The sequence below is a fragment of the Nocardia sp. A7 genome (assembly GCF_046549215.1).
Lineage (GTDB): Bacteria > Actinomycetota > Actinomycetes > Mycobacteriales > Mycobacteriaceae > Nocardia.
Genome location: NZ_JAJPWE010000002.1, coordinates 1,405,362 through 1,427,101, shown reverse-complemented (window position 1 = coordinate 1,427,101; position 21,740 = coordinate 1,405,362). Strand labels below are relative to the sequence as shown.

Below are 21,740 nucleotides of genomic sequence, written 5' to 3'. Positions count from 1 at the left end.
ATCTCTCCGCCGTCACACATTCTGTCGACAATCGACAACATGTCAGGCTCTACGGTCACGGAAATACTCGCCCAGCACCAGGGCGGAAACGGCTCACCGACCAGAACCGCGGCGCGAGTGGCCGACGCGATCGCCGCGCGCGGCGACGACGGCACCTGGATCACCCCGGTGCCCCGTGCCGAATTACTCGCTGCCGCAGCGGCTATCGAACGTAGGCCGGGCGCGCGGACGCTGCCGCTGTACGGCGTACCGTTCGGAGTGAAGGACAGTATCGACGTCGTCGGCTACCCGACAACGCTGGCCTGCCCCGACTACGCCTACGTCGCCACCCGGACCGCGCCCGCTGTGCAGCGCCTGCTCGACGCGGGCGCGCTGTTCGTCGGCAAGACCAATCTCGACCAGTTCGCCACCGGCCTCAACGGCACCAGAACTCCGTATCCGGTGCCACGCAGCGTCTTCGGCGGCGACCTGATCTCCGGTGGTTCGAGTTCGGGATCGGCGCTCGCGGTAGCGCTCGGCCAGGTGCCGTTCTGTGTGGCCACCGATACGGCAGGTTCGGGCCGTGTGCCCGCCGCACTCAACGGCATCGTCGGCTGGAAACCGTCCCGGGGTCTGATCAGCACCGTCGGGCTCGTACCCGCCTGCAGTTCGCTGGACTGCCTCACCCTGATGGCGACCACCGTCGAAGACCTGGATCTGGTCGCCGAGGTGGTCATGGCGGTCGATTACGACGATCCGTGGACCCGCGCCAGGGGAGGTCGATTCCCCGGCGGCCCGATCCGTCTCGGACTACCGGCACCGGACGAGCTCGAGTTCTTCGGCGACGATGCGATGTGCGCAGCACATCACGGTGCGCGAGACAGGCTGCCGGGCAGGGGATTCACCTGCGTCGAAACCACGCTCGCACCATTCCTGGCAGCGGGCGCACTGCTCTACCAGGGGCCATGGGTCGCCGAACGCCTGGTCGAATTCGAGCAGTTCCTGACCGAACGCCCCGACTCGATCCTGCCCGTGATCCGGGAAATCCTCGACAGCGGACGGAAGTTCAGCGCCGTCGATGTGTTCCGCGCGCAGCAGCGATTGCAGCACCTGCGCGCTGTGGTCGCCCGGATGTGGGACGAGGTCGACGTCATCGTCACGCCGACGATCGGCACCACCTTCACCGTCGCCCAGGTACTGGCAGATCCGATCGCGACCAACACCGTGCTCGGCCACTACACCCACTTCGGCAATCTCCTTGACCTGACCGCGATCGCGGTCCCCGCCGGAACCACCCGCGACGGCAGACCGGTCTCGCTCATGGTGTTCGGTCCGGCGCTCGCCGACGACGTCGTCCTCGCCGCCGCCGCACGGCTACTCGACGAACCACGCACCCCGACAGCACCCCACCACCGCGGCCGAGTATCCCTGCAGGAGCGACGATGACCGAAATCCCCGCCGACCCGAGCCCGTTCACCTTCGATCCCGCGACGACCGCGCTCGTCATCATCGACATGCAGCGAGACTTCCTGCTCCCCGGCGGATTCGGCGAAAGCCTCGGCAACGACGTCGCGCTGTTGCGCACCGTCATCGAGCCACTGGCGGCCCTGCTCTCGTCCGCCAGAGCAGCGGGCATCACGGTGATCCACACCAGGGAAGGGCACCTCGCCGATCTCTCCGACTGTCCACCGTCGAAATTGCAGCGCGGCAACCCAGCTCAGCGCATCGGCGACCCGGGACGATTCGGACGCATCCTGATTCGCGGCGAATACGGCCACGACATCATCGACGAACTGACACCACTCGCAGGCGAGACCGTCATCGACAAACCGGGCAAAGGCGCGTTCTATGCGACCGAACTGGCCACTGTGCTGCAGCACAATTCGATCACCTCCCTGCTCGTCGCCGGCGTCACCACCGAGGTCTGCGTCCACACCACCGTCCGCGAGGCCAACGACCGCGGGTACGAATGCCTCGTCGTCGCCGACTGTGTCGGCTCGTACTTCCCCGAATTCCAGCGCGTCGGACTGGCGATGATCGCCGCACAGGGCGCGATCTTCGGCTGGGTCGCCGACTCCGCGGACGTCATCGCCGCGCTCGGCACCCCCGCCTCCGTCACGGCCTAGCGAACAGGATCCACCATGTCCGTCGACACCTCGAAAACAACCACTACACCGGAACCACCTGCGCCACTGGCACTTCCATGGTGGACCAGAGGAGACACCAACGCCTTCTTCGGGTTGGCGTTCAACATCCTGGTCAATGTCCTCACCCTGACCACGCTCACCATCGCGGTGGTGAAGATCCCCAGCACCGATGTGCTGGGCACGGTGCTCCCGGCTCTCGGGATCGCCCTCGTGCTGGGCAATCTGTACTACATGGTGCTGGCGCGGCGCCTCGCACGGCGCGAAGGGCGCGCCGACGTCACCGCGCTGCCCTACGGGCCGAGCGTTCCGCACATGTTCATCGTGGTGTTCGTGGTGATGCTGCCGATCTACCTGGCGACCGGAGATCCGTTGCAGGCGTGGGCAGCCGGTCTGGCCTGGGCGTTCATGATCGGCGTGATCGTGATGATCGGTGCCTTCGTCGGCCCATACATCCGCAAGCTCACCCCGCGTGCCGCGATGCTCGGCACCCTGGCCGGCATCTCGATCACCTTCATCGCCATGCGCCCCGCCGCGCAGATGTGGGAGGTGGCCTGGATCGGGCTGCCGGTGCTGGCCATCATCCTGATCGGCTTCTTCACCGATGTGCGGCTGCCGGGCAATATCCCGGTCGGTCTGGTGGCATTGCTGGTCGGCACGGCGATCGGCTGGATCGGTGGGTACATGTCGGCACCCGATGTCGCCCAGGCCGCCGACGACATCGCGCTCGGGTTGCCCGACCTGCGCCTGGACCTGCTCTTCGACGGCCTCGGCAACCTCGCCCCGTTGCTGGCCACCGCCATTCCCCTCGGCATCTACAACTTCACCGAAGCCATGAGCAATGTGGAAAGCGCCGCGGCGGCGGGCGACAACTACAACCTGCGCAGCGTGCTGCTGGCCGACGGCTTCGGCGCGGTGATCGGGGCGGGGTTCGGCTCGCCGTTCCCGCCCGCGGTCTACATCGGCCACCCGGGATGGAAGGACGCAGGCGGGCGCACCGGCTATTCGCTCGCGAGCGGCTTGACCATCGGAATCATGTGTCTGCTCGGCCTTTTCGGTATTCTCGCGACGTTGTTGCCGATTCCGGCGATCGTCCCGATCCTGCTCTATATCGGCCTGCTGATCGGGGCGCAAGCCTTTCAGGCGGTGCCGCGCATCCACGCGGTCGCGGTCGTGGCGGCGATCCTGCCGAACCTGGCGGAATGGGCCGTCACCCAGATCGACAATGCGCTGGCCGCCGCCGGGACATCAGCGGCGAAGGTCGGATCGGACGCGCTCGGTCAAGCGGGCGTGGTCTATGACGGACTGAAGGTGTTCGGTTCCGGTGCGGTGTTGGCAGGCTTGGTGCTCGGCGCGATCGTGACATTCATCCTCGACAAACGGTTCCGGGCGGCCGGCGGGGCAGCGCTCGTCGGCGCGGGACTGAGCTGGATCGGTCTGATCCACGCGCATGCGGTCGAATGGGCCGCCGCGCCCGGCGTGGCTCTGGGCTACCTGCTCTTCGCGCTCGTCTGCCTGGCCTATTCGCTGCTGCCATCCACGGCCGCGGTGACGTCTGCCGAGGACGAGGTCGCCGTGTGAGGTCGTCCACCGGAATCGTTGAAAGCTGACGGGCTGGTGCGGTCGAAAGGCATCGGTTGCTGCGGCAGGTTCGCCACCGACACGCCCATCGGGCGCGTCGGTGCGCGCGTCGAAGCGCGGATCACCCGGTGAGGTGGTGGAATCGGCGCGTGCGTGTATCGAGTGGAATTGCAGCCTGTGTCGCGGTCGTGGCGTTCGCCCTGCCCATAGGCCCGGCGGCCGGTGCGGTTCAGGACACGGCATGCGGGTCGACCCTGTCGTCGGCCGACATCGTCGAGCTCGCGCGGTTGTCGGACACGTCGGCGATCTCCGGTGTGGGCAGCCTGGACCGGCTCGAGGACGCGGTGGCCCGCCACCATCGGATCACCGAGATCCTCGTCGAACATCGCGACCTACGTGGGCTGTTCGCGATCGGGCTAGATGGCGTCGAATACGCCGCGGTGATGCCGATGCAGCGCGATCCGTCGGCGTTCGTCAATCGTGAGTACGCGCACGCGATCAGCTTCGAGCTCCTGCGCCGATTCCTCGACAACCTGCACGCCGAGTTCACCGGCGGCACCACGGAACCGCAGTGGACGCACTACTTTTCGCTCGCCAAGGACTGTGGGGCATCCCGCGCGCGCACGGCCATGGCCGGATACAACGCGCACCTCACCGTCGACCTGACGTACTCGGTGGCAGCCGTCGCCAGCAAGCCGGAGAACGCGCCGGATTACTTCAAGATCGTGGCGGGAATCGCCTCGGTCGGCGACGTGATCATCGACCGGACGAAGGCGGCCTACGGCGCCGACCTCGGGCCGCTGTGGCGGTTCTACTTCGTCGGCGAGGGACTCGACCAGCTGTTCGGCGCGGGAGTCGCCACCGAACAGCTGCTCATCGCCGCCGACCTCGGCGCGAACACGGTGATCCTCACCAATGGCCTCGCCCTGCAAGACCCCGTCCTCGCACCCACGATCCGCACCGAGATCACGGCGTTGTGGCAGGCGGGCGACCTCGCCTTCGAGGCACTGGCTCGCATCAACGCGCTCTGAACGCGAGACTGTCCCTTCAGGAGCGGGAGAACCGGATGTCGGCCGCGAGTGGGTCATGACGGATGCTGTCGAGCGCGAGCAGTTGGTGGATCCAGGTCGGTGCGGTGATCGGCGTTCGGAGCAGTGTGCGCACCGTGATGGCGGCGACCACGGCCGTGGCCGATGATTGGCCCCGGCCGATAGCGGATGTGGTGTAACCGTCGGCGGACCTGGCAACCGCTACCCACCGGTCGCTGCTACCGGGCATGTGTGCCGGTGCCAACGATTGCAGGGCGGGCGCCCAGGTGAGAGCTGCCAGGCCGAGAGTCGCGAGTCGGGAGTCGAGGCGCAAGTAGGTGCGCACCGGGACTCCGAGCTCGCGGGTGAGGCGGTGCTGATCGGCGAAGTCGGCGCGCACTGCGGGAAACGGTCGGTAGCCGGCATCCTCAGGGAGCGGAAAGCGTTGGCGCCCGGTGAAATTGCGAATTCTCGTGCCGTCCGCGTCGGGAAAACGCTGACCGAGAAGCCGGTAGGTCCACGCGGTCGCGGCGGGCCCGTGGGCTTCGCCGGAGCCGAGGCCGATCATGATGTCGACCGGGCCGCGATGGTGTTCGAACGCGTCGACGGCGAGCAGGGTGGTCAGACCGGGTGCCAATCCGACGCCGAGCACCGCGGGCCCGTCGATGTCCTCGAGCGACCGAACATAGTCCGACGTCGCTGAGATGTCGACGAAGGTGATCCCGCGCTCGGCACAGGACCGTGCCAGCCGAATATCCTCCGCACCTACGCAATTCACCACGAGCGTTATCCCGGTCAAGGCCGCGTCGACACTGGCGCTGTCGCCGATATCGACCACCCGTTCCGCCCTGGCCGGATCACGCCCTGCCACCTGCACGGGGATGCCCTCGGCACGCAGCAATCGCACCAGGTGCGTGCCGACCGTTCCGTATCCGCCCAGAACCAGTACCGCCATCGAAGCCTCCCCGTCGTCAGCACCGATGCTACGTGGCCGAGAAACGGAACAGCCCCGGCTCGCGGTCGGTAACCGCGAGGCCGGGGCCTGCTTTGTCGAATCAGCCGGCTGTCTTCGCCGAGCTGCGGATCTCGACGATCGGCAGCACCAGCGCCGCGGGTGCGCTCGCGGGCACGGCAGGCTGGTTCGGGCGGACCGGAGCGATCTTGGCATAGCCGGCGCTCTGTTCGGGGCGGGTGTCGAGCTCGCCCTTGTTCGGCCAGTAGGCGGCCGCGCGTTCGGCCTGGGCGGTGATGGTGAGCGACGGGTTGACGCCGAGGTTGGCCGAGACGGCGGCACCGTCGACGACGCTGAGTGTCGGGTAGCCGTACACGCGGTGGTAGGCGTCGATCACGCCGTGCTCGCGGTCGGCGCCGATCGCCGCGCCGCCGAGGAAGTGCGCGGTCATCGGCACATTGAACACATCACCCCAGGTACCACCGGCGACGCCGCCGATCTTCTCCGCGACCCGACGGGTCACATCGTTGCCCGCGGGGATCCACGTCGGGTTCGGTTGTCCGTGGCCCTGTTTGGAGGTCAGCTTGCGGCCGCCGAACAGCCCGCGCTTGGTGTAGGTGGTGATCGAGTTGTCCAGGTGCTGCATGACCAGGGAGATGATTGTGCGCTCGCTCCAGTTTTTCGTGCTCATGAAGCGGAAGAAGGTCAGCGGATTGGACAGCACCAGGCCCAGGAACCGCAGCCATCGTGGCACCCGGCCGCCGCCGTCGACCATGAGCGTTTGCAGCATGCCCATCGAGTTGGAGCCCTTGCCGTAGCGGACCGGCTCGACATGGGTATCGGGGGTGGGGTGGATGGACGAGGTGATCGCGACACCCTTGGTGAAGTCCTGGTCCGGCCCCAGCGTTCGGGTCGCCGCACCGACGATCGACTCGGAGTTCGTGCGGGTCAGCAGGCCGAGCTTGTCCGACAGATTCGGCAGCGCACCCTCATCACGCATCGCGTGCAGCAGCTTTTGCGTACCGAGCGTGCCCGCCGCGAGCACGACATGCTTGGCGGTCAAGGTCTTGGGCGCCTTGCGCAACCACGCGCCGGTGCGCTCGGTGGCCACATCCCATGTGCCGTCGGGCAGCGGTCGCAGCGACGACACCGTGGTCATCGGAATGACTTGCGCGCCGGCCTTCTCCGCGAGGTAGAGGTAGTTCTTCACGAGGGTGTTCTTGGCGCCGAACTTGCAACCGACCATGCAGTCGCCACATTCCACACAGCCGGTGCGCTCGGGACCGACACCACCGAAGTAGGGGTCGGCCTTAGTCTCGCCCGGGGTACCGAAGTACACGCCGACGGGAGTCTGCACGAAGGTCTCGCCCACACCCAGGTCCTCGGCGACGGACTTGAAGATCTCGTCGGCGGGAGTCATGTGGGGATTTGTCACCACACCGAGCATCTTCTTCGCCTGCTCGTAATAGGGGGTCAGCTCGGTGCGCCAGTCGGTGATCTCGCGCCACTGCGGGTCCTGGAAGAACGGCTCCGGCGGCACGTAGAGGGTGTTGGCGTAGTTCAGCGAGCCACCGCCGACGCCGGCACCGCCCAGGATCAGGACGTCGCGCAACGGGTGGATGCGCTGGATGCCGTAGCAGCCGAGCTTCGGTGCCCACACGAATTTGCGCAGGTCCCAGCTGGTTTTGGGGAGTTCGTCATCGGCGAAGCGGCGGCCGGCCTCGATGACGCCGACCTTGTAGCCCTTCTCCACCAGGCGCAGTGCGGTGACACTGCCACCGAACCCGGAGCCGACGATCAGAACGTCGAAATCGGTGGTGCGCTCGGGCATGGGGGAGCTCCTCGATCGGTGTCGACAGTGACGCGGCTAACGCTAATGGCGACAGCCAGAGCTGTCAACGTAGGCTCCGGTTCGCCCTATGCTGGTCGGGTGGCCCGATACACCCGAGCGGAACTCGCCGACGTCAGCGGCGTGGCGTCGCGCACCATCCGCTATTACCACTCGCTCGGCGTGCTGCCCAAGCCCGGCCGCGCGGGCAAGGAAGTCGTCTATTCCGGCGAGCACCTCGACCGGCTGCGCGACATCGTCGCGATGCAGGCGCGCGGGCTGCGACTGGACGCCATCCGTGAGGTATTCGACACCGAACCGCAGGCCGGTGACTGGCGCACGCTGTTCGATCCGCGCGCGGGACAGTCCGTCGAACGCTCGTCCTACCTCGACGACGCCGAGCTCACAGCGATGCTGGGGGAGCGCGGCACCGACGTGCTCAGCGAACTGGCCTCAGCCGGATACCTGGAACGACGCGGACAACGCTGGTTCGTCGCGGACCGCACGATGCTCAAGGCCGCACTCGTCCTCTACGACGTCGGTTTCGACATCACGCTCAGCGGGGTCTTGCGGACGCTGATCCAGTCGCGCATCGCCGATCTTGCCGACGAGGTGGTGTGCACGGTTCGCGACGCGACCGGCACCGGCTACGGCGGTGAAGGGGTAGGGATAGACCTGAGCCGCTTCCGGGACCGATTGCTCGCCATGGCCTGGGCGGTCGGCGGCGCGACGTTCGCCGCCGAGATCGAACGCGCCGCCGCCGCCGACGACACGGACGCACGCCGGGATCCCGCCCGCGCCGCGAGTGGGCGATGATCGAACTATGAGCTCCGACCGGCCCGGTCCGCGCGCACTGGCTCGCGCGCGGACGATCGCCGACATCAAGCGCATCGGCCGCGAACATCTGGCCACGCACGGGGCCGCGGCATTGTCGTTGCGCGCCGTCGCACGCGACCTGGGCATGGTGTCCTCGGCGGTATATCGGTACGTGCGCAGTCGGGACGAATTGCTGACCATGCTGGTGGTCGACGGCTACAACGCCCTGGGCGACACCGTCGACGCGGCACTGCTCGACGCCCCCGATGACCCAGCGACCCGCTTCCGGGTGACCGCGCGGACCGTGCGGGAATGGGCGCTGGCCGAACCCGCGTGGTACGGCCTGCTCTTCGGCACACCGGTCCCCGGTTACGACGCACCCGCCGCCGATACCGAGGCACCGGGCATCCGGGTGATCGCGGTCCTGCTCGGCATCGTCGACAGCGCCTATCGCCAGGGTCAGCTCAGCGTCCCCGCGGCCGACCCCGCGATCTCCGCGCGTACGGCAGCCGATTTCGCGACCATTCGCGAGCAGTTCGGTCTTGCCGTCCCCGATCGGGTGATCACGGCCGCCCTCACCGCGTGGACCACGCTGTTCGGTGCGGTGAATTTCGACGTGTTCGACATGTACGGCCGCGACACCTTCGCCGATCGCGCGGAAGTATTCGACCTGAATGTCGACCAGCTACTGCACCTGCTCGGCTTCGTCGTGCCGTGCCCGGATCATGTGGACCGGTCGGTACGGTAGCGATTTGAAGGGTTCCCGCGGTATGTGGGGAGAGGAATGTGTGAACGGCGGCATCGGCGTCGCCAACGAAGGAGAGTGCCCCAGTGAATTCTCGCGAGGAGATCTTGCGCCGAGTCCGTGACGGGCTGCTGGACCTGCCCGAGGACGAGCGCCGGGTACCCATGCGTCGATCCGCGGGCAGGCACGCGATCGTGGACCCGGCCGAGCGGGCCGAGGTGCTCGAACGGTTCGTCGACCGGTTGCGCGAACACGGCTCGCTGGTGCGCACGGTCGACATCGCGGGCCTGCCCGCCGCGGTCGCCGACGTGCTCTACGGCATGAGCGTGCAGACGGTGCTCGCCGCGGTCGAGCCGGGCCCGGCGTGGCTCGATCACTGGGCCGGTGCGCCGGGACACCAGGTCGTCCACAGCGGTTCGGACACGGCCGAGGCAGGCGACGCGGTGGTTCGCGACGCGGTGGCCGGCGACGCGTCGACCGGCTCGCTGGCACTCGATGTCGACGGTGGGCCCGCTGTCTCGGAGGTCGTGCCCCAGGTGTGTGTCGTCCGCGCCGATCGCGTCTACGTGTCGCTGCCCGAAGCGCTGGACCACCTCGACCAGCGCCGCCCCCTTATCTGGCTCGGCGGCCCCGGTGACAGCGAGTTGGCTCGCCAGCTGGTGGTTCTGCTCGTCGAGTAGTTCGCAGGAAAACGTTATCGAGCCAGGGTTGTATGAGACTGATGGTCTCAGTTATTCTTGGAGCAACGGTGTGACGGCGCTAACAGCGCCGGGCACGCCCGACGCGAACCGAGGAGGCACCGATGACGCTGACCGAATCGAGCCGTGGCGGACCCATCAGCGAGGAGTATCGAGAGGCGCTGGCAACCCTGTCACAGGGGTCTGTCGACCGCCATTTCGATCCCTACCTCGATATCGACTGGGATTCACCCGAGCTCGCCCTTGACCCGAACGATGTGCGGTGGGTGCTCTCACCGGAGATCGATCCCCTCGGCGCGACGCAGTGGTATCGCGACCAACCGCTGGAGCGGCGGATCGAGATCGGCAAGTGGCGAACTGCCAATTCGATCAAGGTCGGCGCGGCCTTCGAGAGCATCCTCATCCGCGGAATGATGCAATACATCATGAAGCTGCCGAACGGCTCGCCTGAGTTCCGGTACTGCTTGCACGAGATGACCGAAGAGTGCAACCACATCCAGATGTTCCAGGAGCTGGTCAACCGAATCGACGTCGACGTGCCCGGCATGCGGCCGCTGTTCCGGGCGTTGTCCCCGCTGATCGGGGTCGCCGGCGGCTATGCCCACACCATCCTGTTCATCGGCATCCTCGGCGGCGAGGAACCGATCGACCACTACCAGAAGGCAATGATCCGCGAGGGCGCGTCGCTGCCGCCGATGGTGTTGCGCACCATGGAGATCCACATCGCCGAGGAAGCGCGCCACATCTCCTTCGCCGGGGATTTCCTCACCGCGCACATCGGACGGATGGGCAAGTTCAATCGTGGTGTCTGCTCGCTGGCGTTCCCGATCGCGATGCGCTGGCTGGTCAGCGAGATCATGGCGCCGCCGCGTTCGTTCGAGCGCGAGTTCGATATTCCGCGCGACGTCATCGAGCAGGCATTCTGGAAGTCGGAGCGGTCCCAGCAGATCCTGTCGAGCTACTTCGGCGACATGCGCAAACTGGCCAACGATCTCGGCCTGATGAACCCGACCGCCAAGTTGCTGTGGCGGAAGTTCGGCATCGACGGGCCCGTGTCGCGCTACCGCAGCGAGCCCGAACGCAGCGCGCGCCGCGCCGCCTGAGCTGATCGCCCGCGGCTCAGCCGCGGGCGATCAGCTGCGTGATGATCTCGGTGAGTTGCTGGTCGGGGTCCAGGTTCAGACCGTGGCGCCGGGCGACGCCGTCGACCACGTGCCAAGCGTAGGAGGCGACCTCCTCGATCAGCTGGTCTCTGGTGAGAGCCGGTTTCGGATCGTTGGCCCAGCGGGTGACGGTGGCCTCGGTCATCGACACGATGGCGAAGGTCATCGTGTCGGCCGAGGCCTCGTCGGTCACACCGACCACCCCGGCCAGTCCGGTGACCAGAGCTCTGGTCGACCCCGCGATGGTGGTGATCAGCGCGCTCATCGCGTCGATATCGGGATCGGCCTCCGACGGCCCGGTCCGCAGGAAGTCGTGCAGGCGTGGATGATCCTGAATCCAGGTGACGACAGCGCTGATCGTGCGCACCAGGATTTCGTGAATCGAGCCCTCGGCGATGTCGAGCGCGTCCTCGATGTCGCTGACGAAACGGTCGGCGATCTGGCTTCTGATCCGGCGATCCAGCTCGTCGCGACCCGCGAACTGCCGGTAGACCACCGATTTAGCGAGCCCAGCGTGCTCGGCGATCTGGATGATCGGCACCTCCACACCGGCGGGGGCCTGCTCGAGCAGCTCGACCGCGGCCAGCACGATCTGCTCCCGGCGGCTGTCGTTGTGCGGCTGCCATCGGGCTTGCCTGCCGCTCACGGCGCTGGCGGGGCGTGGCGCTGTGCTCGACACCCGCCCGAGTGTAGAGCAACCAACGGTTCCGCAAACCGCTACCGAGGGACCGACACGGGATCGGTGCAACTGGCGAGCCCGTCGACGAGCGAACACGGGGCAACGGGGCGCGTCGGCCGGTAATCGGGGGCGACGCCGCCCGCGGCGGTGATCGCGCGGTAGGCCGCGACCGCGTCGGTCGGGGTGCGGGTCAGCGTCGGGTCTGTCAGCACGTCGACCGTGTACAGGCCGAAACGTGCTGTGTACGAACCCCATTCGTAGTTGTCGGTGAGGCTCCAGTAGTTGTAGCCCATCAGTGGGATGCCGTCGGCGACCGCGCGCTGCAGCCAATAGACGGTGTCGCGCAGCGAATCCGCTCGGGTGTAGCCGTCGGCGCGGGGACGTCCGTTCTCGGTCGGCATGCCGTTCTCGACGATGTAGAGCGGGCGGCCGGGGAACTTTCGCGCGTAGTGATCGAGCGCGTAGTAGATGCCTTCGGGCTGTAGTGGAATCGTCCAGAGTTTGTCGGGATCGGGGATCTGCGGCTGGGTGGGGGACAGGCCGTAGTAGTAGTCGATGCCGATGTAGTCCAGGCGAGCCGAGATCCGGTCGAGCAGTAGTCCGCTGACCGCGTCGTCGAAGGCGGGAATGTAGGCGACATTGCTGGTGACCTGGGCGGTGGGGTGTACGGCGTGGATGTAGTCGTAGATGCTGTTGTGCGCCTGAGTGATTCGTTCACCCATGGTGAGGACGTCGGCGGCGCCGATGCCGCCGTGGCGCAGCTCGTTGACCATGTACACCGTGGGTTCGTTGAACGTCACCCACAACGGATCGACGCCGGCGAACCGGTCGACGACGCGGCGTGCGTTGGACAGCCAGTTCGCGACGATCTCCGGATCACGCCACCCGCCGCGGTCGGCGGCCCAACCCGGGTACACCCAATGGTCGAGAGTGAGCATCGGCCGCATCCCGGCCTCGGTGATCGCGTCGATGACGTCGTCGTAGAACGCGAGCGCAGCCTCGTCCCAGACTCCGGCCTGAGGTTGGACCCGTGCCCACTCGATGCCGATGCGGTACACGCGCACACCGAGTTTCGCGGCAAGGGCGATGTCGGAGCGGTAGCGATTGCGAAAGTCGACCGAGTTCAGATAGGGGTCTGCCGTGGTCCCGGATTCGACATAGCGGCGCCAATTGCTGTCCGGCGCATCGCCCTCGGCTTGGAAACCGGAAGCTGCTACGCCCCAGAGGAATTCGGGTCCGAGCGGCGCCACTCGAGCAGGCGCCGAAGGCCGAGCAAGGGCGGGGGAGGGGCTGGTCGCGAGCAACGCTGCGGCCACCAGGGCGACCGAGGCCAGGAAGTGGCGACCATTGGGGGAGGGCATGGCACTCCTGGCGGCTAGGGGAGGGGAGTGAGATCAGTGTGCGACATCGAAGTAGTTGTGCGGGGGAATTAGGCACGGAGCGGCGGGACCTTGGAGATTGTCCATTAATTATATTAAGGTACGTAGATATGCGCATCTAAACATGTATTAACCGTAGGCCCCCACACACCCGCCAACATTCAAAACATGTCCGCGCGACACAACGACTCACCAGCACAGGCAGGGGAGGGGCTTCAGCTAGGTCGCCAAATCGATCGCTACGCGACCGGTATGGTCCGCCCGCGGCGATCGGCGGTCCAGCGCATCGAGTGAGTTGCCTCTCAGCGCGCCATCGTGAGTGGGCGATTGCGGTTCGCTCGAGCCAGGATTCGGAGATGGTTTGGAATCCCTTGCCGGGCTTTGTCCGCGTGGTCGCGGCGCAGCCCTGGGTAATGCGTGGCGCCGGCCTCATTCTGCCGACGGAGCGGTTGCTGCGCAGACTCAGCGGCGGTCGGTGGGGTGTACTCGACCTGGCCGGGCTGCCATCGATCGAGGTCACGGTGGTCGGTCGCAAGTCCGGCCAGCCGCGCACCACCTCGCTGCTGTGCGTGCCCGACGGCGAGGGCTTCTATCTGGTCGGTTCGAACTGGGGGAAGCCGCAGCATCCGGCATGGTCGGCGAACCTGCGCGCGGCCCGCACCGCCTCGGCCCGCTTCGACGGCAGCTCCGCGTTCCCTGTGTCGGTCGCCGAGATCACCGGGGTCGAGCGCAAGCGCGTATGGGATCAGGCCGTCGAGTTCTGGCCCGGCTACGAGATGGAATTCCAGCTCTCGGGCGGTCGCGAGTTCCGCATCTTCCGGCTCGACCGCATCCGCTGATGATGTAGCGGTATAGCGGCGGTAGTTGCGCGGGGGTTCGCCGACGGCAGAACGCCGCGCGCGGCGCGTGGCGGTGTGGCACGGTCGGGCCATGGGATTCGAAGAACAGCGAGACCGCGCCGAGAGCCTGCTGGCCGCCGAACGCCGACTTCAGGCCGCGCAGTTGACTTCCGACGTTGAGGTGCTGGCCGAGTTGATCGACGATTCGGCGCGATTCACCGGCCCGGACGGGGTGCTCTTGTCCAAGCAGGACGACCTGCGCGCGCACGAGACGGGGCACCTGGTCATGGGCCGCGTCGACGAGGAAGACGTCGAGGTGCTGGTTACGGCGCATCTCGGTGTCACGTGGTTCCTCGGCTATCTCGAAGCCACAATCGGCGGCGAAGCAATTGCCGCCCGGATGCGCTACACCCGCACGTGGACCGACGAGGGCGAGTCAGGATGGCGGGTCGTCGCGGCACACGCCAGCGTCGTCGCCGACGCACCGGACAAGGGCTGATCACAGTCCGAGCTTGGTGACCGCGTTGTCCTCGAGTGGGTTCGCGGTGCGGATGTAGCCGTGGACGGTGCGTGGGTTGGCCCACCGGCCTTGGCGCATGATCTCGCGGTCGCTGGCGCCGCCGAGGGCGGCCTGGGTGGCGAAGCCCGCGCGCAGGGAATGTCCGGAGAACAGGTCGGGGTCGAGGCCGGCGCGAGCCGCGTAGCGCTTCACGAGTTCGGCGACGGCCCGGCCGGACAGCGCGGTGGCACCGATCGAACCGTGCCGGTTGATCGTAGGGAACAGCGGGCGGTCCTCGTCGGTGCTGAGCCGGGTTCCGGTGAAGCCGTGGCAGCGGTGGATGGTGGTGTCGGCCGCGAGGGTGTTCGCGGTCCAGGATCGTGCGCCCGCGTCACCGGAGTCGGCGTGGACCTCCAATAGCCGGACCCAGTCGGCGAACGCGCAGACCGGGCAGGTGCGTGGGTGTTTGCCGCGCGGCAGGGCGATGCGTTGTTCGGCGACGCCGGTCGGGTCGGTCTTCGTGGTCGGCAGGTGCACGATGAGCAGTGGTTCGCCGGTGGTGTGGTCGGTGCGCACGTGCACATCGCTGATGCGCAGGCCCGCGAGTTCACTGCGCCGCAGCGCGCCGGCGAAACCGACCAGCAGGGCGAGGGCATCTCGGCGGCGTGCGGGTTCGGTGGGCCAGTCGGGTGCGGGCAGTTCGGCCAGGAGTTGGTCGAGGGTGTGCAGCAGCACCGGCCGTTTGCGGGTCGGTGGGGTGCGGCGGGTGCGGCGGATACCGCGCAGGGTGAGCCGGACGACATCGGAGCGCGTCGGTGAGGGGAGACCGTTCGCGGCGTGGACGGCGGCGATGGCGGCGGACTTGCGGTCAAGGGTGGCCGGGCTGAATGCCCATGCGCCGCTTTCTCGTCGGGCGTCCGCGGAGGCGGCCAGATAGACGGCGACATCGAGTGGGTCGGCGGGGAGGGCCTGTCGCTGTTCGACCGCGCACCAGCCTGCCCAGGCGATCCAGTCGGTCCGATAGGCGCGCAGGGTATTCGCCGATTGGGACGCTTCGAGGTAGCGGCGCAGAGCGCCTGCCTGGTTGTCGTCGAAGCGTTCGCGGACCAGGCGCAGGGCGGCGGTATCGACGAGGACACTGCGCACACCGCGACGCAGTTCGGTGCGGACCTGTTCGGGAAGCACGACCGATGCGTCGCTCAAGCTCGCCCCTCCTCGCGTGAATCGCCGCTGCCGCCGATGTCTTCGGCGTGTGCAGCCTAATCGTGCGCAGGCTCGATGGCGCAGGCGCGCGGAGTCATCGGCGAGGAGCTACGGCATCTCTTCGAGTTCGGCGAGCTGGGTGTGGATGTAGGCAGCGAGGCGGTGCCGGGCCGCGCCGGTGAGAAAACTCGTGTCGCCCAGTCGCGGGAAGTGCTCGTCAGCACCTCCTGCCGCTGCGGGGTCAGGAGTTTCGCTGACGAGTTCGAGACGCGCCGGACGGTGTTGGGGGAGAGGAACACTCGGTCCGTACGGCTCTGAGTGTGCTGCTCCGGTACGTGCCATGCTCGAAGCCTAACGTTTTGATTACGACGGTTGCCAACATGACGCGACAAGTAGTGATAACTGCCACGTTTTGTTCGATATAGTTCATGACACTAGCTCTGGGCCGACTCGGGTCGGCATGATAGTGCGATGCGGGTGGTCATCGCCGACACGGAGATCCGGTTTGCCGACTACCCTTTCGCGGGCGCATCGGTGTATCCCGACGGCGTGATCGCGATATCCGAGATCGCCGATGCCGATCCGCGCGCGCTCCCGCCCCAGGTCCGTACCGTCGACGGCGAAACGTTGTTCCTGCGCGCCGCGGACCGACCCGCGCTCGATGAATTCTGCCGCCGCAACGGGATCGAGACGCATCGTGGTCCCGATATCTGGGGCGATCTGCTCGAGCCGTTCCTCGATACCTCCTTCGACGCCGAAGATCAGCGCGCAACCGACACGCGACTGCATCGTGCGGGGCTGTCGCAGGAGGAGATCGTCGCGATCCGTGAGCGCGTGGGACCGGCCATGATGTCGTACAACTTCGACAGCATGCTGTGGGAGTGGGCACATCTCGGCCTGGACGACCTGCTGTCCGCGGCGAACGGTGTCCTCGCGCGGCCTGCGGCACGGGCGACCCTGGGGGATCCCGCGCAGTTCTACAGCTGGGCGATGCGGATCGCCGCGCGCACCGGTGACTTGCCGGAATAGGCGCAGCGACGGCAGTTTTCGAGTCACGATGCGCGCGCCGCCTGGTCCGGTCGCGCGGCCTCGGCGACGTATCCGGCGACCGGACTGAGCCGGAGAACGGCGGGCATGCGACGGGTGAGGGCGGGCGGGCCGGTGAACGTGACCCGCCCGGTGCGCTGTGCGTGCGTGAGCGGCATGCGCCCCAGCCACACCTCGTACAGGCCGGCGAGGTCTGCGCTGATGGTGACGTCGACGGGATAGCCGGGGTCGGTCTCGCAGACCGACGGCACCGCGGCTTCGACCACGATCCAGAACCGGCGCACGTCGTCGGTGAATCGGACCTGCAGCACCTGTCGTCGGCCCGGGAGCATCGAGGTGTCGACGCGGGTGTGCATCCACCAGACCAGCAGCGCGGCGTCGAGTTCCTCGTCCTGTGGTGCGCTGAAGGTCCAGCGCGCGCCCCATTCGCCCAGGCCGAACAGGATGGGCTCGAGTTGGGTCCCGGCTTCGGTGAGTACGTGTTCGGTGCCGAGTTTGTCGATGAGTCCGGCGCGTTCGAACTGGCGCAGGCGTTTGGCGAGCAGGCTGCGGGACAGACCCGGTAGGCCGCGGGCGAGGTCGTTGAAGCGGGTGGTGCCGAGGAACAGGTCGCGCAGGATGAGCAGCGACCACCGTTCGCCGAGCACATCGAGGGCGCGCGAGATCGGGCAGTACTGGCCGTAGCCTGCGGTCGTGCTTGTCATGGTCACCTCGCCGACAGGGTCCATTTTCTGGACCGGGGGAGTCCACTTTCTGGACTATCTGGTTATCGCGGCGCTTCCTACCTTCGAAACATGACTTCCACAATTTCCGACACCACGTCCAGCGCCGACCGGGTTTGCCTCGCCCGCGAGATCGGTGAAACCTTGCGGCTCGAGGTCCCGGAGCGGGACCGCACCGGCGAGATCTCCGTCGCCGCGTTCGACCGTCTGCGGTCGAGCGGTCTGTCCGCGGCGCTCGTGCCGGTCGAGTTCGGCGGTGGGGGTGCCTCCCATCAGGAGATGGGGGAGATCCTGCGCGAGCTCGGCAGACACGATCCGTCGACGGCGGTGGCGTTCGCGATGCATTCGCATCTGGTGGCCGCGCAGGTGTGGCGGCACAACCACGGTGTCGATGCGTCGGCGGTGTTCGCGAAAGTGGCAGGCGGAGCGATTCTGGTCAGCACCGGCGCTTCGGATTGGGTCGACTCCAACGGGCAGGCCGTGCGCGTCGACGGTGGGTATCGGGTGAGTGCGCGCAAGGCGCCGGCGAGTGGGTGTGAGGTGGGGGATGTGCTCGTCACCAGCGTTCGCTTCGACGACGAGGTACTGCACTTCGCGATCCCGCTTGCCGCCGCGGGCGTGAGCATCGACAAGACGTGGGATTCGTTCGGTTTGCGGGCGAGCGGTTCGCACACGGTCGTGCTCGACGATGTGTTCGTCCCCGATGCCGCGATCTCGTTGACCCGTCCGGCCGGTCCGTGGCCGCCGGTGCTGAATGTGGTGATCGGCGCGGCACTTCCACTGGTCCTGGCCGCCTATCTCGGTGTCGCGGACGCGGCCGTCGACCTCACCGCGCGCCTACTGGACGGCCGCTCCGACGCCCACACGGTCCAGTCGGCAGGCGAAATGCTCAACGCCTACACCACCGCCGAGGATCTCATCACCGCCATGTTCACCGACTCCGAGAACCTGACCTTCCCCAACACCGACTCCTACGCCGCCCGCGCCCTCAGCCGCAAAACCGTCGCCGCCGACGCCCTCATCACCACCATCCGCCTGGCCATCGAAACCACCGGCGGCGCAGGCTATTCCCGCACCTGCGACCTCGAACGCCTCTACCGCGACATCCACGGCGTCCAATTCCACCCCCTGCCCCGCGCCAAACAGACCCGCTTCAGCGGGCGAGTTCTCTTGGGGCACAGCCCCATCGGGTGAGTTCAGGTGAGGAGAGTCGCGGCGAGTTCCCGGACCAGTTCGGTGGCTCGCGGCGGTGGCGGTTCGCCCTGGTTGAAATAGGGGCGCACCGCCGCCAGTGGCATGTCTATCAGGGCGAAGGTGATGCGGTCATGCGAGTGGCCGGACTGTACGGCGAGCGCTCGGACGACAGCCTGCAACGCCTGCTTCTGGGCCATGGCCTGCTCGGCGAGCTCGGCTCGGGCGACCTGTGGCCATTCATCGGGTTCGAATGCGCGAGTACCGGCTTGCAGCACGGTCGCCTCGGCGAAGTTGTCGCGACACCAGTCGACGATCCAGGCCGACGCGGCGATAGCGTCGTCGAGCCCTGGTGTCGTACCCACGGACCGGGTGTATTCGTCGAAGAACTTGCGGCTCGAACGTAGCCAGAGCGCAGCGAGCAATGCGGGGCGGTCCGGGAAGCGGTGATAGACCGAGCCGCTCGGCGCCCCAGCCGTCCGCGCGACAGCGGCCATCGTTACCGAACGCGCCCCGCCTGCGGCGAAGAGGCGTGCCGCGGAGTCCAGGAAGCTGTCTCGGTCATGTAGCGGGGGTCTTCCCATGAATTAGAGACTATGCTCTAATTCTGTTTTAGGGGTATCTCTCTAAAATCGTAGGAGTCGACATGACGGCACGAGATGTGGCTGAGCAGCTGTACGCGGCATTCGAGAAATCCGATGGCCAAGCGCTTGCGGGCCTACTGGATCCCTCGTTCACAGCGCACGTGAGTGCGGGTATGCCGCTGAATGTCGGTGGCTCGGTCGCCGATCCGCGGACCATGCTGTCCAAGGTCTGGGGTGCCGTGTTCGTCGCGTATGACGTCGCTCCCGTCCCCGCGGAGTTCGTCGAAGTAGCTCGTGACCGGGTCATCGTATTCGGGGACTACAGGGGAACCTGTCGGTCGACGAGCAAAAGTTTCGAAGCCGCCTTCGCCCACGACTTGACCTTCCACGACGGCAAGATCACGTCGCTGGTTCAGATAACTGACACCAAGCGCTGGCATGACGCTTGTCGTTAGCTCACCCCGCAGGAAACCCGTGGTCCAAAGATGGCAGAAGGTGTCAAGGTTTTGGTCGAGGATGGGTTTGTCGGTCGGCACACCACGGATAGATAAGGGCTTCATCCTTGCGCGAAACACCAGAAGAACTCGCTGAGCTTCAGACACTCCTCGACTCCTCCCTCACCGGTTCGACCTCTCACCTTCGCTCGATCATCGACGAGGAGAACACGCTGTCCGCGGCGGAACTCACCCAGGTCCTCACCGGGATGTGCACCCTCGCCCTGTCCACCGTGACAGCGAAGGGCGAACCGCGGATCAGCGGCGTGGACGGCCATTTCCTGCACGGAATGTGGCACTTCGCCACCGCGCGCAACGCCGCTAAGGCTCGCCACCTCGCGGCGCGGCCTGCTGCGAGCGTGGCGCATATGCGCGGTGAGAACCTGGGCGTGTTCACGCACGGAACGGTCGAGATCCTCAACGGGCAGGGAGGTGAGCTTGCCGCTGACTGGCCTGCGCTGCGTACGTACTTCCAGGACTTCTACGGCGAGGACGCCTTCGACTGGGACAACGAGGTGGTCTGCTACCGACTGCGTCCGCACTGGATGGCCGTCTATGCCCCCGATATCGCGAGGCTCGCCGCGACGCCCGCGCCCTGACGTGTCGGCTGTGGCCACTCGTCTGAGGCTGCGGAAGTCAGGGGTTGCGCTATACGTATACATCTACTTATAGTGAGAGCACGCAATGTACGTATACATCTACGTATAACCGAGTTCGCACCCTAGGAGTTCAGATGCCTACTTTCCAGACGCCGCAGCCCATCACCGTTACCGTCGATGTGCCCTGCGGTGATGTCACCGTGGTCGCCACAGACCGCACCGACGCCGTCGTCGAGGTCCGACCCGCCGATGCGTCCAGTAAGGCGGATGTCCGTGCCGCGCAAGAGCTTCAGGTCGAGTTCGTCGGTGGCAAGCTGACGGTCAAGGCTCCGAAGAAGTGGAAGGCCTTCACGCCGTTCGGCGGCAATCCGGAGCTCTCGGTGACCGTGCAGGTGCCCACCGGCTCCGTGCTCGACGCGACCCTCGCCATGGGGCGACTGGTGAGTGTCGGCGAATTCGACCGGTGCGACCTGGATGTCGCCGCCGGCGACATCGTGGTCGATCGCCCGGGTGAGGCGGTGACCGCGAAGACCGCCAAAGGCAACATCCGCGTCGACGAAGCCTCGCGTGGGGTGCTCCGGCTGGAGACATCGATGGGTGACCTGGAGGTGGGGATTCGTCGGGGCAGCGCCGCGCGACTGGAGGTCAACGCCATGTACGGCAACGTGCAGAACCTGATGGATCCGGTGTCACAGGGGCGCGGGGAGGCTGTGCAGGTGTTCGCACGCAACCTGTACGGGAACGTCACCGTCGGGCACGGAGTCCTCGTGTAACCCCCTGAGTAGTCAAAGCTGTTGCGCCCGAGGGCTTCGCATGGCCGACCGGCGCCCCGGCCGTTCCGGCAGCCGCAGACCATCCCCGGATGGTCTGCGGCTGCCGTTTGTCGAGTTAGCTGTACGTATCCGCCGAAAAACCTGACACCATGTGCTAAATTCTGGCTATGGTGCCAAATTCTGATCAGGACGGCCAGTCGCGTTCCTTCATCGAAGAGGCGCGCCGGGCTCAGATCGTGACCGCGGCGGTGGAAACCATCGCCGAGGTCGGTTACTCCCGAGCGTCGATGAGCAGGATCGCCGCCCGTGCGGGGATCAGCCGCGGGCTGATCTCGTACCACTTCGCGGGGAAGGCCGAACTGATCGGGCAGGTCATGGCAACCGTCTACGCCGACGGGGCCGCGTTCATAGCACCGATGATCGACGCCGAAACCACGCCCACCGCCCAGTTGCGCGCCTACATCCGTTCGAACCTGGAATACATGCGCGCCCACCCGGCGCGGATGGTCGCGCTCGTGGAGATTGTCACCGGGGGTGGCCTGGCCGACCTGCCCGGCATCGACCCCACCGAATCCGACCGGCAGATGCTGCTGCCGCTGGTGGAACTGTTCACCGCGGGCCAGGCAGCCGGCGAGTTCCGGGAATTCGACGTCACCGTCATGGCGCGCATCGTCCGCGGCGTGATCGACGCCGTCCCCACCGCGCTGTCCCACGATCCCGACCTCGACATCGACCGCTACCTGCGCGAGATCACCACCGCCGTCGACCTCGCTACCCGGCCCATCTGACCCTGGAGA

24 protein-coding genes are annotated in these 21,740 nt (G+C 66.8%); 16 read left to right on the top strand and 8 right to left on the bottom strand.

Annotation, left to right across the window (positions count from 1 at the left end):
- Positions 1-39 precede the first annotated feature (39 nt).
- From ACLJPD_RS17845 to ACLJPD_RS17830, 4 genes are all read left to right on the top strand, one after another.
- Positions 40-1,425: an allophanate hydrolase gene (locus ACLJPD_RS17845; RefSeq protein ID WP_410873316.1), complete on the top strand. Its 1,386-nt coding sequence runs from the start codon at positions 40-42 to the stop codon at positions 1,423-1,425.
- Complete coding sequence (locus tag ACLJPD_RS17840) at positions 1,422-2,105, top strand: cysteine hydrolase family protein (protein ID WP_410873315.1); 684 nt, start codon at positions 1,422-1,424, stop codon at positions 2,103-2,105. The genes ACLJPD_RS17845 and ACLJPD_RS17840 overlap by 4 nt, the downstream gene beginning before the upstream one ends.
- Before the next feature lie 15 nt (positions 2,106-2,120).
- Entirely contained in the window at positions 2,121-3,704 is a 1,584-nt protein-coding gene (locus tag ACLJPD_RS17835; protein WP_410873314.1) for a regulator, read from the top strand.
- A 149-nt stretch (positions 3,705-3,853) separates the two neighbouring features.
- Complete coding sequence (locus tag ACLJPD_RS17830) at positions 3,854-4,735, top strand: DUF5995 family protein (RefSeq protein WP_410873313.1); 882 nt, start codon at positions 3,854-3,856, stop codon at positions 4,733-4,735.
- Positions 4,736-4,751: 16 nt separating this feature from the next.
- On the opposite strand, the gene ACLJPD_RS17825 is transcribed toward ACLJPD_RS17830, so the two are convergent.
- Both ACLJPD_RS17825 and ACLJPD_RS17820 read right to left on the bottom strand, forming a co-directional pair.
- On the bottom strand, positions 4,752-5,687 hold the full coding sequence (locus ACLJPD_RS17825) for a saccharopine dehydrogenase NADP-binding domain-containing protein (RefSeq protein WP_410873312.1): 936 nt from the start codon (positions 5,685-5,687) through the stop codon (positions 4,752-4,754).
- 100 nt (positions 5,688-5,787) lie between these two features.
- Entirely contained in the window at positions 5,788-7,515 is a 1,728-nt protein-coding gene (locus tag ACLJPD_RS17820; protein ID WP_410873311.1) for a GMC oxidoreductase, read from the bottom strand.
- Between the two features lie 99 nt (positions 7,516-7,614).
- Between ACLJPD_RS17820 and ACLJPD_RS17815 the strand changes: the two genes are divergently transcribed.
- From ACLJPD_RS17815 to ACLJPD_RS17800, 4 genes are all read left to right on the top strand, one after another.
- A complete protein-coding gene (locus ACLJPD_RS17815; RefSeq protein ID WP_410873310.1) occupies positions 7,615-8,328 on the top strand; it encodes a MerR family transcriptional regulator in 714 nt (237 codons plus the stop codon).
- Positions 8,329-8,335: 7 nt separating this feature from the next.
- Complete coding sequence (locus ACLJPD_RS17810) at positions 8,336-9,076, top strand: TetR/AcrR family transcriptional regulator (protein ID WP_410873309.1); 741 nt, start codon at positions 8,336-8,338, stop codon at positions 9,074-9,076.
- An 83-nt stretch (positions 9,077-9,159) separates the two neighbouring features.
- A complete protein-coding gene (locus ACLJPD_RS17805; protein WP_410873308.1) occupies positions 9,160-9,753 on the top strand; it encodes a hypothetical protein in 594 nt (197 codons plus the stop codon).
- A 122-nt stretch (positions 9,754-9,875) separates the two neighbouring features.
- Positions 9,876-10,874, top strand: a complete 999-nt coding sequence (locus ACLJPD_RS17800; RefSeq protein WP_410873307.1) for an AurF N-oxygenase family protein — start codon at positions 9,876-9,878, stop codon at positions 10,872-10,874.
- A gap of 16 nt (positions 10,875-10,890) precedes the next feature.
- On the opposite strand, the gene ACLJPD_RS17795 is transcribed toward ACLJPD_RS17800, so the two are convergent.
- Both ACLJPD_RS17795 and ACLJPD_RS17790 read right to left on the bottom strand, forming a co-directional pair.
- Positions 10,891-11,613: a TetR/AcrR family transcriptional regulator gene (locus ACLJPD_RS17795; protein ID WP_410873306.1), complete on the bottom strand. Its 723-nt coding sequence runs from the start codon at positions 11,611-11,613 to the stop codon at positions 10,891-10,893.
- A 38-nt stretch (positions 11,614-11,651) separates the two neighbouring features.
- On the bottom strand, positions 11,652-12,974 hold the full coding sequence (locus ACLJPD_RS17790) for a family 1 glycosylhydrolase (RefSeq protein WP_410873305.1): 1,323 nt from the start codon (positions 12,972-12,974) through the stop codon (positions 11,652-11,654).
- Between the two features lie 374 nt (positions 12,975-13,348).
- Here ACLJPD_RS17790 and ACLJPD_RS17785 point away from each other — a divergent pair, with 374 nt between their 5' ends.
- Together ACLJPD_RS17785 and ACLJPD_RS17780 are read left to right on the top strand one after the other, a co-directional pair.
- Complete coding sequence (locus ACLJPD_RS17785) at positions 13,349-13,831, top strand: nitroreductase family deazaflavin-dependent oxidoreductase (protein WP_410873304.1); 483 nt, start codon at positions 13,349-13,351, stop codon at positions 13,829-13,831.
- A 91-nt stretch (positions 13,832-13,922) separates the two neighbouring features.
- Positions 13,923-14,330 carry a nuclear transport factor 2 family protein gene (locus ACLJPD_RS17780; protein ID WP_410873303.1) on the top strand — a complete coding sequence of 136 codons (408 nt, stop codon included), beginning with the start codon at positions 13,923-13,925 and terminating at the stop codon, positions 14,328-14,330.
- Here ACLJPD_RS17780 and ACLJPD_RS17775 read toward each other — a convergent pair whose 3' ends face one another.
- Entirely contained in the window at positions 14,331-15,533 is a 1,203-nt protein-coding gene (locus ACLJPD_RS17775) for a site-specific integrase (protein WP_410873302.1), read from the bottom strand.
- A gap of 108 nt (positions 15,534-15,641) precedes the next feature.
- Positions 15,642-15,875: a hypothetical protein gene (locus ACLJPD_RS17770; RefSeq protein ID WP_410873301.1), complete on the bottom strand. Its 234-nt coding sequence runs from the start codon at positions 15,873-15,875 to the stop codon at positions 15,642-15,644.
- A gap of 129 nt (positions 15,876-16,004) precedes the next feature.
- Here ACLJPD_RS17770 and ACLJPD_RS17765 point away from each other — a divergent pair, with 129 nt between their 5' ends.
- Positions 16,005-16,562 carry a hypothetical protein gene (locus ACLJPD_RS17765; protein ID WP_410873300.1) on the top strand — a complete coding sequence of 186 codons (558 nt, stop codon included), beginning with the start codon at positions 16,005-16,007 and terminating at the stop codon, positions 16,560-16,562.
- Between the two features lie 23 nt (positions 16,563-16,585).
- Here the strand turns inward: ACLJPD_RS17765 and ACLJPD_RS17760 are convergent, their stop codons facing one another.
- On the bottom strand, positions 16,586-17,284 hold the full coding sequence (locus tag ACLJPD_RS17760; RefSeq protein WP_410873299.1) for a winged helix-turn-helix transcriptional regulator: 699 nt from the start codon (positions 17,282-17,284) through the stop codon (positions 16,586-16,588).
- 90 nt (positions 17,285-17,374) lie between these two features.
- Between ACLJPD_RS17760 and ACLJPD_RS17755 the strand changes: the two genes are divergently transcribed.
- On the top strand, positions 17,375-18,496 hold the full coding sequence (locus ACLJPD_RS17755) for an acyl-CoA dehydrogenase family protein (protein WP_410873298.1): 1,122 nt from the start codon (positions 17,375-17,377) through the stop codon (positions 18,494-18,496).
- Between the two features lie 2 nt (positions 18,497-18,498).
- On the opposite strand, the gene ACLJPD_RS17750 is transcribed toward ACLJPD_RS17755, so the two are convergent.
- Positions 18,499-19,077 (bottom strand): TetR/AcrR family transcriptional regulator, encoded by a 579-nt coding sequence (locus ACLJPD_RS17750; RefSeq protein ID WP_410873297.1) that lies wholly within the window; start codon positions 19,075-19,077, stop codon positions 18,499-18,501.
- Between the two features lie 62 nt (positions 19,078-19,139).
- Between ACLJPD_RS17750 and ACLJPD_RS17745 the strand changes: the two genes are divergently transcribed.
- The 4 genes from ACLJPD_RS17745 (at position 19,140) to ACLJPD_RS17730 (ending at position 21,731) form a co-directional block, all read left to right on the top strand.
- Positions 19,140-19,532, top strand: a complete 393-nt coding sequence (locus ACLJPD_RS17745; protein ID WP_410873296.1) for a nuclear transport factor 2 family protein — start codon at positions 19,140-19,142, stop codon at positions 19,530-19,532.
- A gap of 107 nt (positions 19,533-19,639) precedes the next feature.
- A complete protein-coding gene (locus ACLJPD_RS17740; protein ID WP_410873295.1) occupies positions 19,640-20,170 on the top strand; it encodes a pyridoxamine 5'-phosphate oxidase family protein in 531 nt (176 codons plus the stop codon).
- A 134-nt stretch (positions 20,171-20,304) separates the two neighbouring features.
- On the top strand, positions 20,305-20,943 hold the full coding sequence (locus ACLJPD_RS17735) for a DUF4097 family beta strand repeat-containing protein (protein ID WP_410873294.1): 639 nt from the start codon (positions 20,305-20,307) through the stop codon (positions 20,941-20,943).
- 167 nt (positions 20,944-21,110) lie between these two features.
- The gene (locus ACLJPD_RS17730; RefSeq protein ID WP_410873293.1) at positions 21,111-21,731 is read left to right on the top strand and encodes a TetR/AcrR family transcriptional regulator; all 621 of its coding nucleotides are present in this window, start codon (positions 21,111-21,113) and stop codon (positions 21,729-21,731) included.
- Positions 21,732-21,740: the final 9 nt, after the last annotated feature.

Bases quoted from the DNA above. Each gene is read 5' to 3' on its own strand.
- ACLJPD_RS17845 (WP_410873316.1), top strand. From the start codon at position 40: ATGTCAGGCTCTACGGTCACGGAAATACTCGCCCAGCACCAGGGCGGA.
- ACLJPD_RS17840 (WP_410873315.1), top strand. From the start codon at position 1,422: ATGACCGAAATCCCCGCCGACCCGAGCCCGTTCACCTTCGATCCCGCG.
- ACLJPD_RS17835 (WP_410873314.1), top strand. From the start codon at position 2,121: ATGTCCGTCGACACCTCGAAAACAACCACTACACCGGAACCACCTGCG.
- ACLJPD_RS17825 (WP_410873312.1), bottom strand. From the start codon at position 5,687: ATGGCGGTACTGGTTCTGGGCGGATACGGAACGGTCGGCACGCACCTG.
- ACLJPD_RS17820 (WP_410873311.1), bottom strand. From the start codon at position 7,515: ATGCCCGAGCGCACCACCGATTTCGACGTTCTGATCGTCGGCTCCGGG.
- ACLJPD_RS17810 (WP_410873309.1), top strand. From the start codon at position 8,336: ATGAGCTCCGACCGGCCCGGTCCGCGCGCACTGGCTCGCGCGCGGACG.
- ACLJPD_RS17800 (WP_410873307.1), top strand. From the start codon at position 9,876: ATGACGCTGACCGAATCGAGCCGTGGCGGACCCATCAGCGAGGAGTAT.
- ACLJPD_RS17790 (WP_410873305.1), bottom strand. From the start codon at position 12,974: ATGCCCTCCCCCAATGGTCGCCACTTCCTGGCCTCGGTCGCCCTGGTG.
- ACLJPD_RS17785 (WP_410873304.1), top strand. From the start codon at position 13,349: ATGGTTTGGAATCCCTTGCCGGGCTTTGTCCGCGTGGTCGCGGCGCAG.
- ACLJPD_RS17780 (WP_410873303.1), top strand. From the start codon at position 13,923: ATGGGATTCGAAGAACAGCGAGACCGCGCCGAGAGCCTGCTGGCCGCC.
- ACLJPD_RS17770 (WP_410873301.1), bottom strand. From the start codon at position 15,875: ATGGCACGTACCGGAGCAGCACACTCAGAGCCGTACGGACCGAGTGTT.
- ACLJPD_RS17765 (WP_410873300.1), top strand. From the start codon at position 16,005: ATGCGGGTGGTCATCGCCGACACGGAGATCCGGTTTGCCGACTACCCT.
- ACLJPD_RS17760 (WP_410873299.1), bottom strand. From the start codon at position 17,284: ATGACAAGCACGACCGCAGGCTACGGCCAGTACTGCCCGATCTCGCGC.
- ACLJPD_RS17755 (WP_410873298.1), top strand. From the start codon at position 17,375: ATGACTTCCACAATTTCCGACACCACGTCCAGCGCCGACCGGGTTTGC.
- ACLJPD_RS17750 (WP_410873297.1), bottom strand. From the start codon at position 19,077: ATGGGAAGACCCCCGCTACATGACCGAGACAGCTTCCTGGACTCCGCG.
- ACLJPD_RS17745 (WP_410873296.1), top strand. From the start codon at position 19,140: ATGACGGCACGAGATGTGGCTGAGCAGCTGTACGCGGCATTCGAGAAA.
- ACLJPD_RS17735 (WP_410873294.1), top strand. From the start codon at position 20,305: ATGCCTACTTTCCAGACGCCGCAGCCCATCACCGTTACCGTCGATGTG.
- ACLJPD_RS17730 (WP_410873293.1), top strand. From the start codon at position 21,111: ATGGTGCCAAATTCTGATCAGGACGGCCAGTCGCGTTCCTTCATCGAA.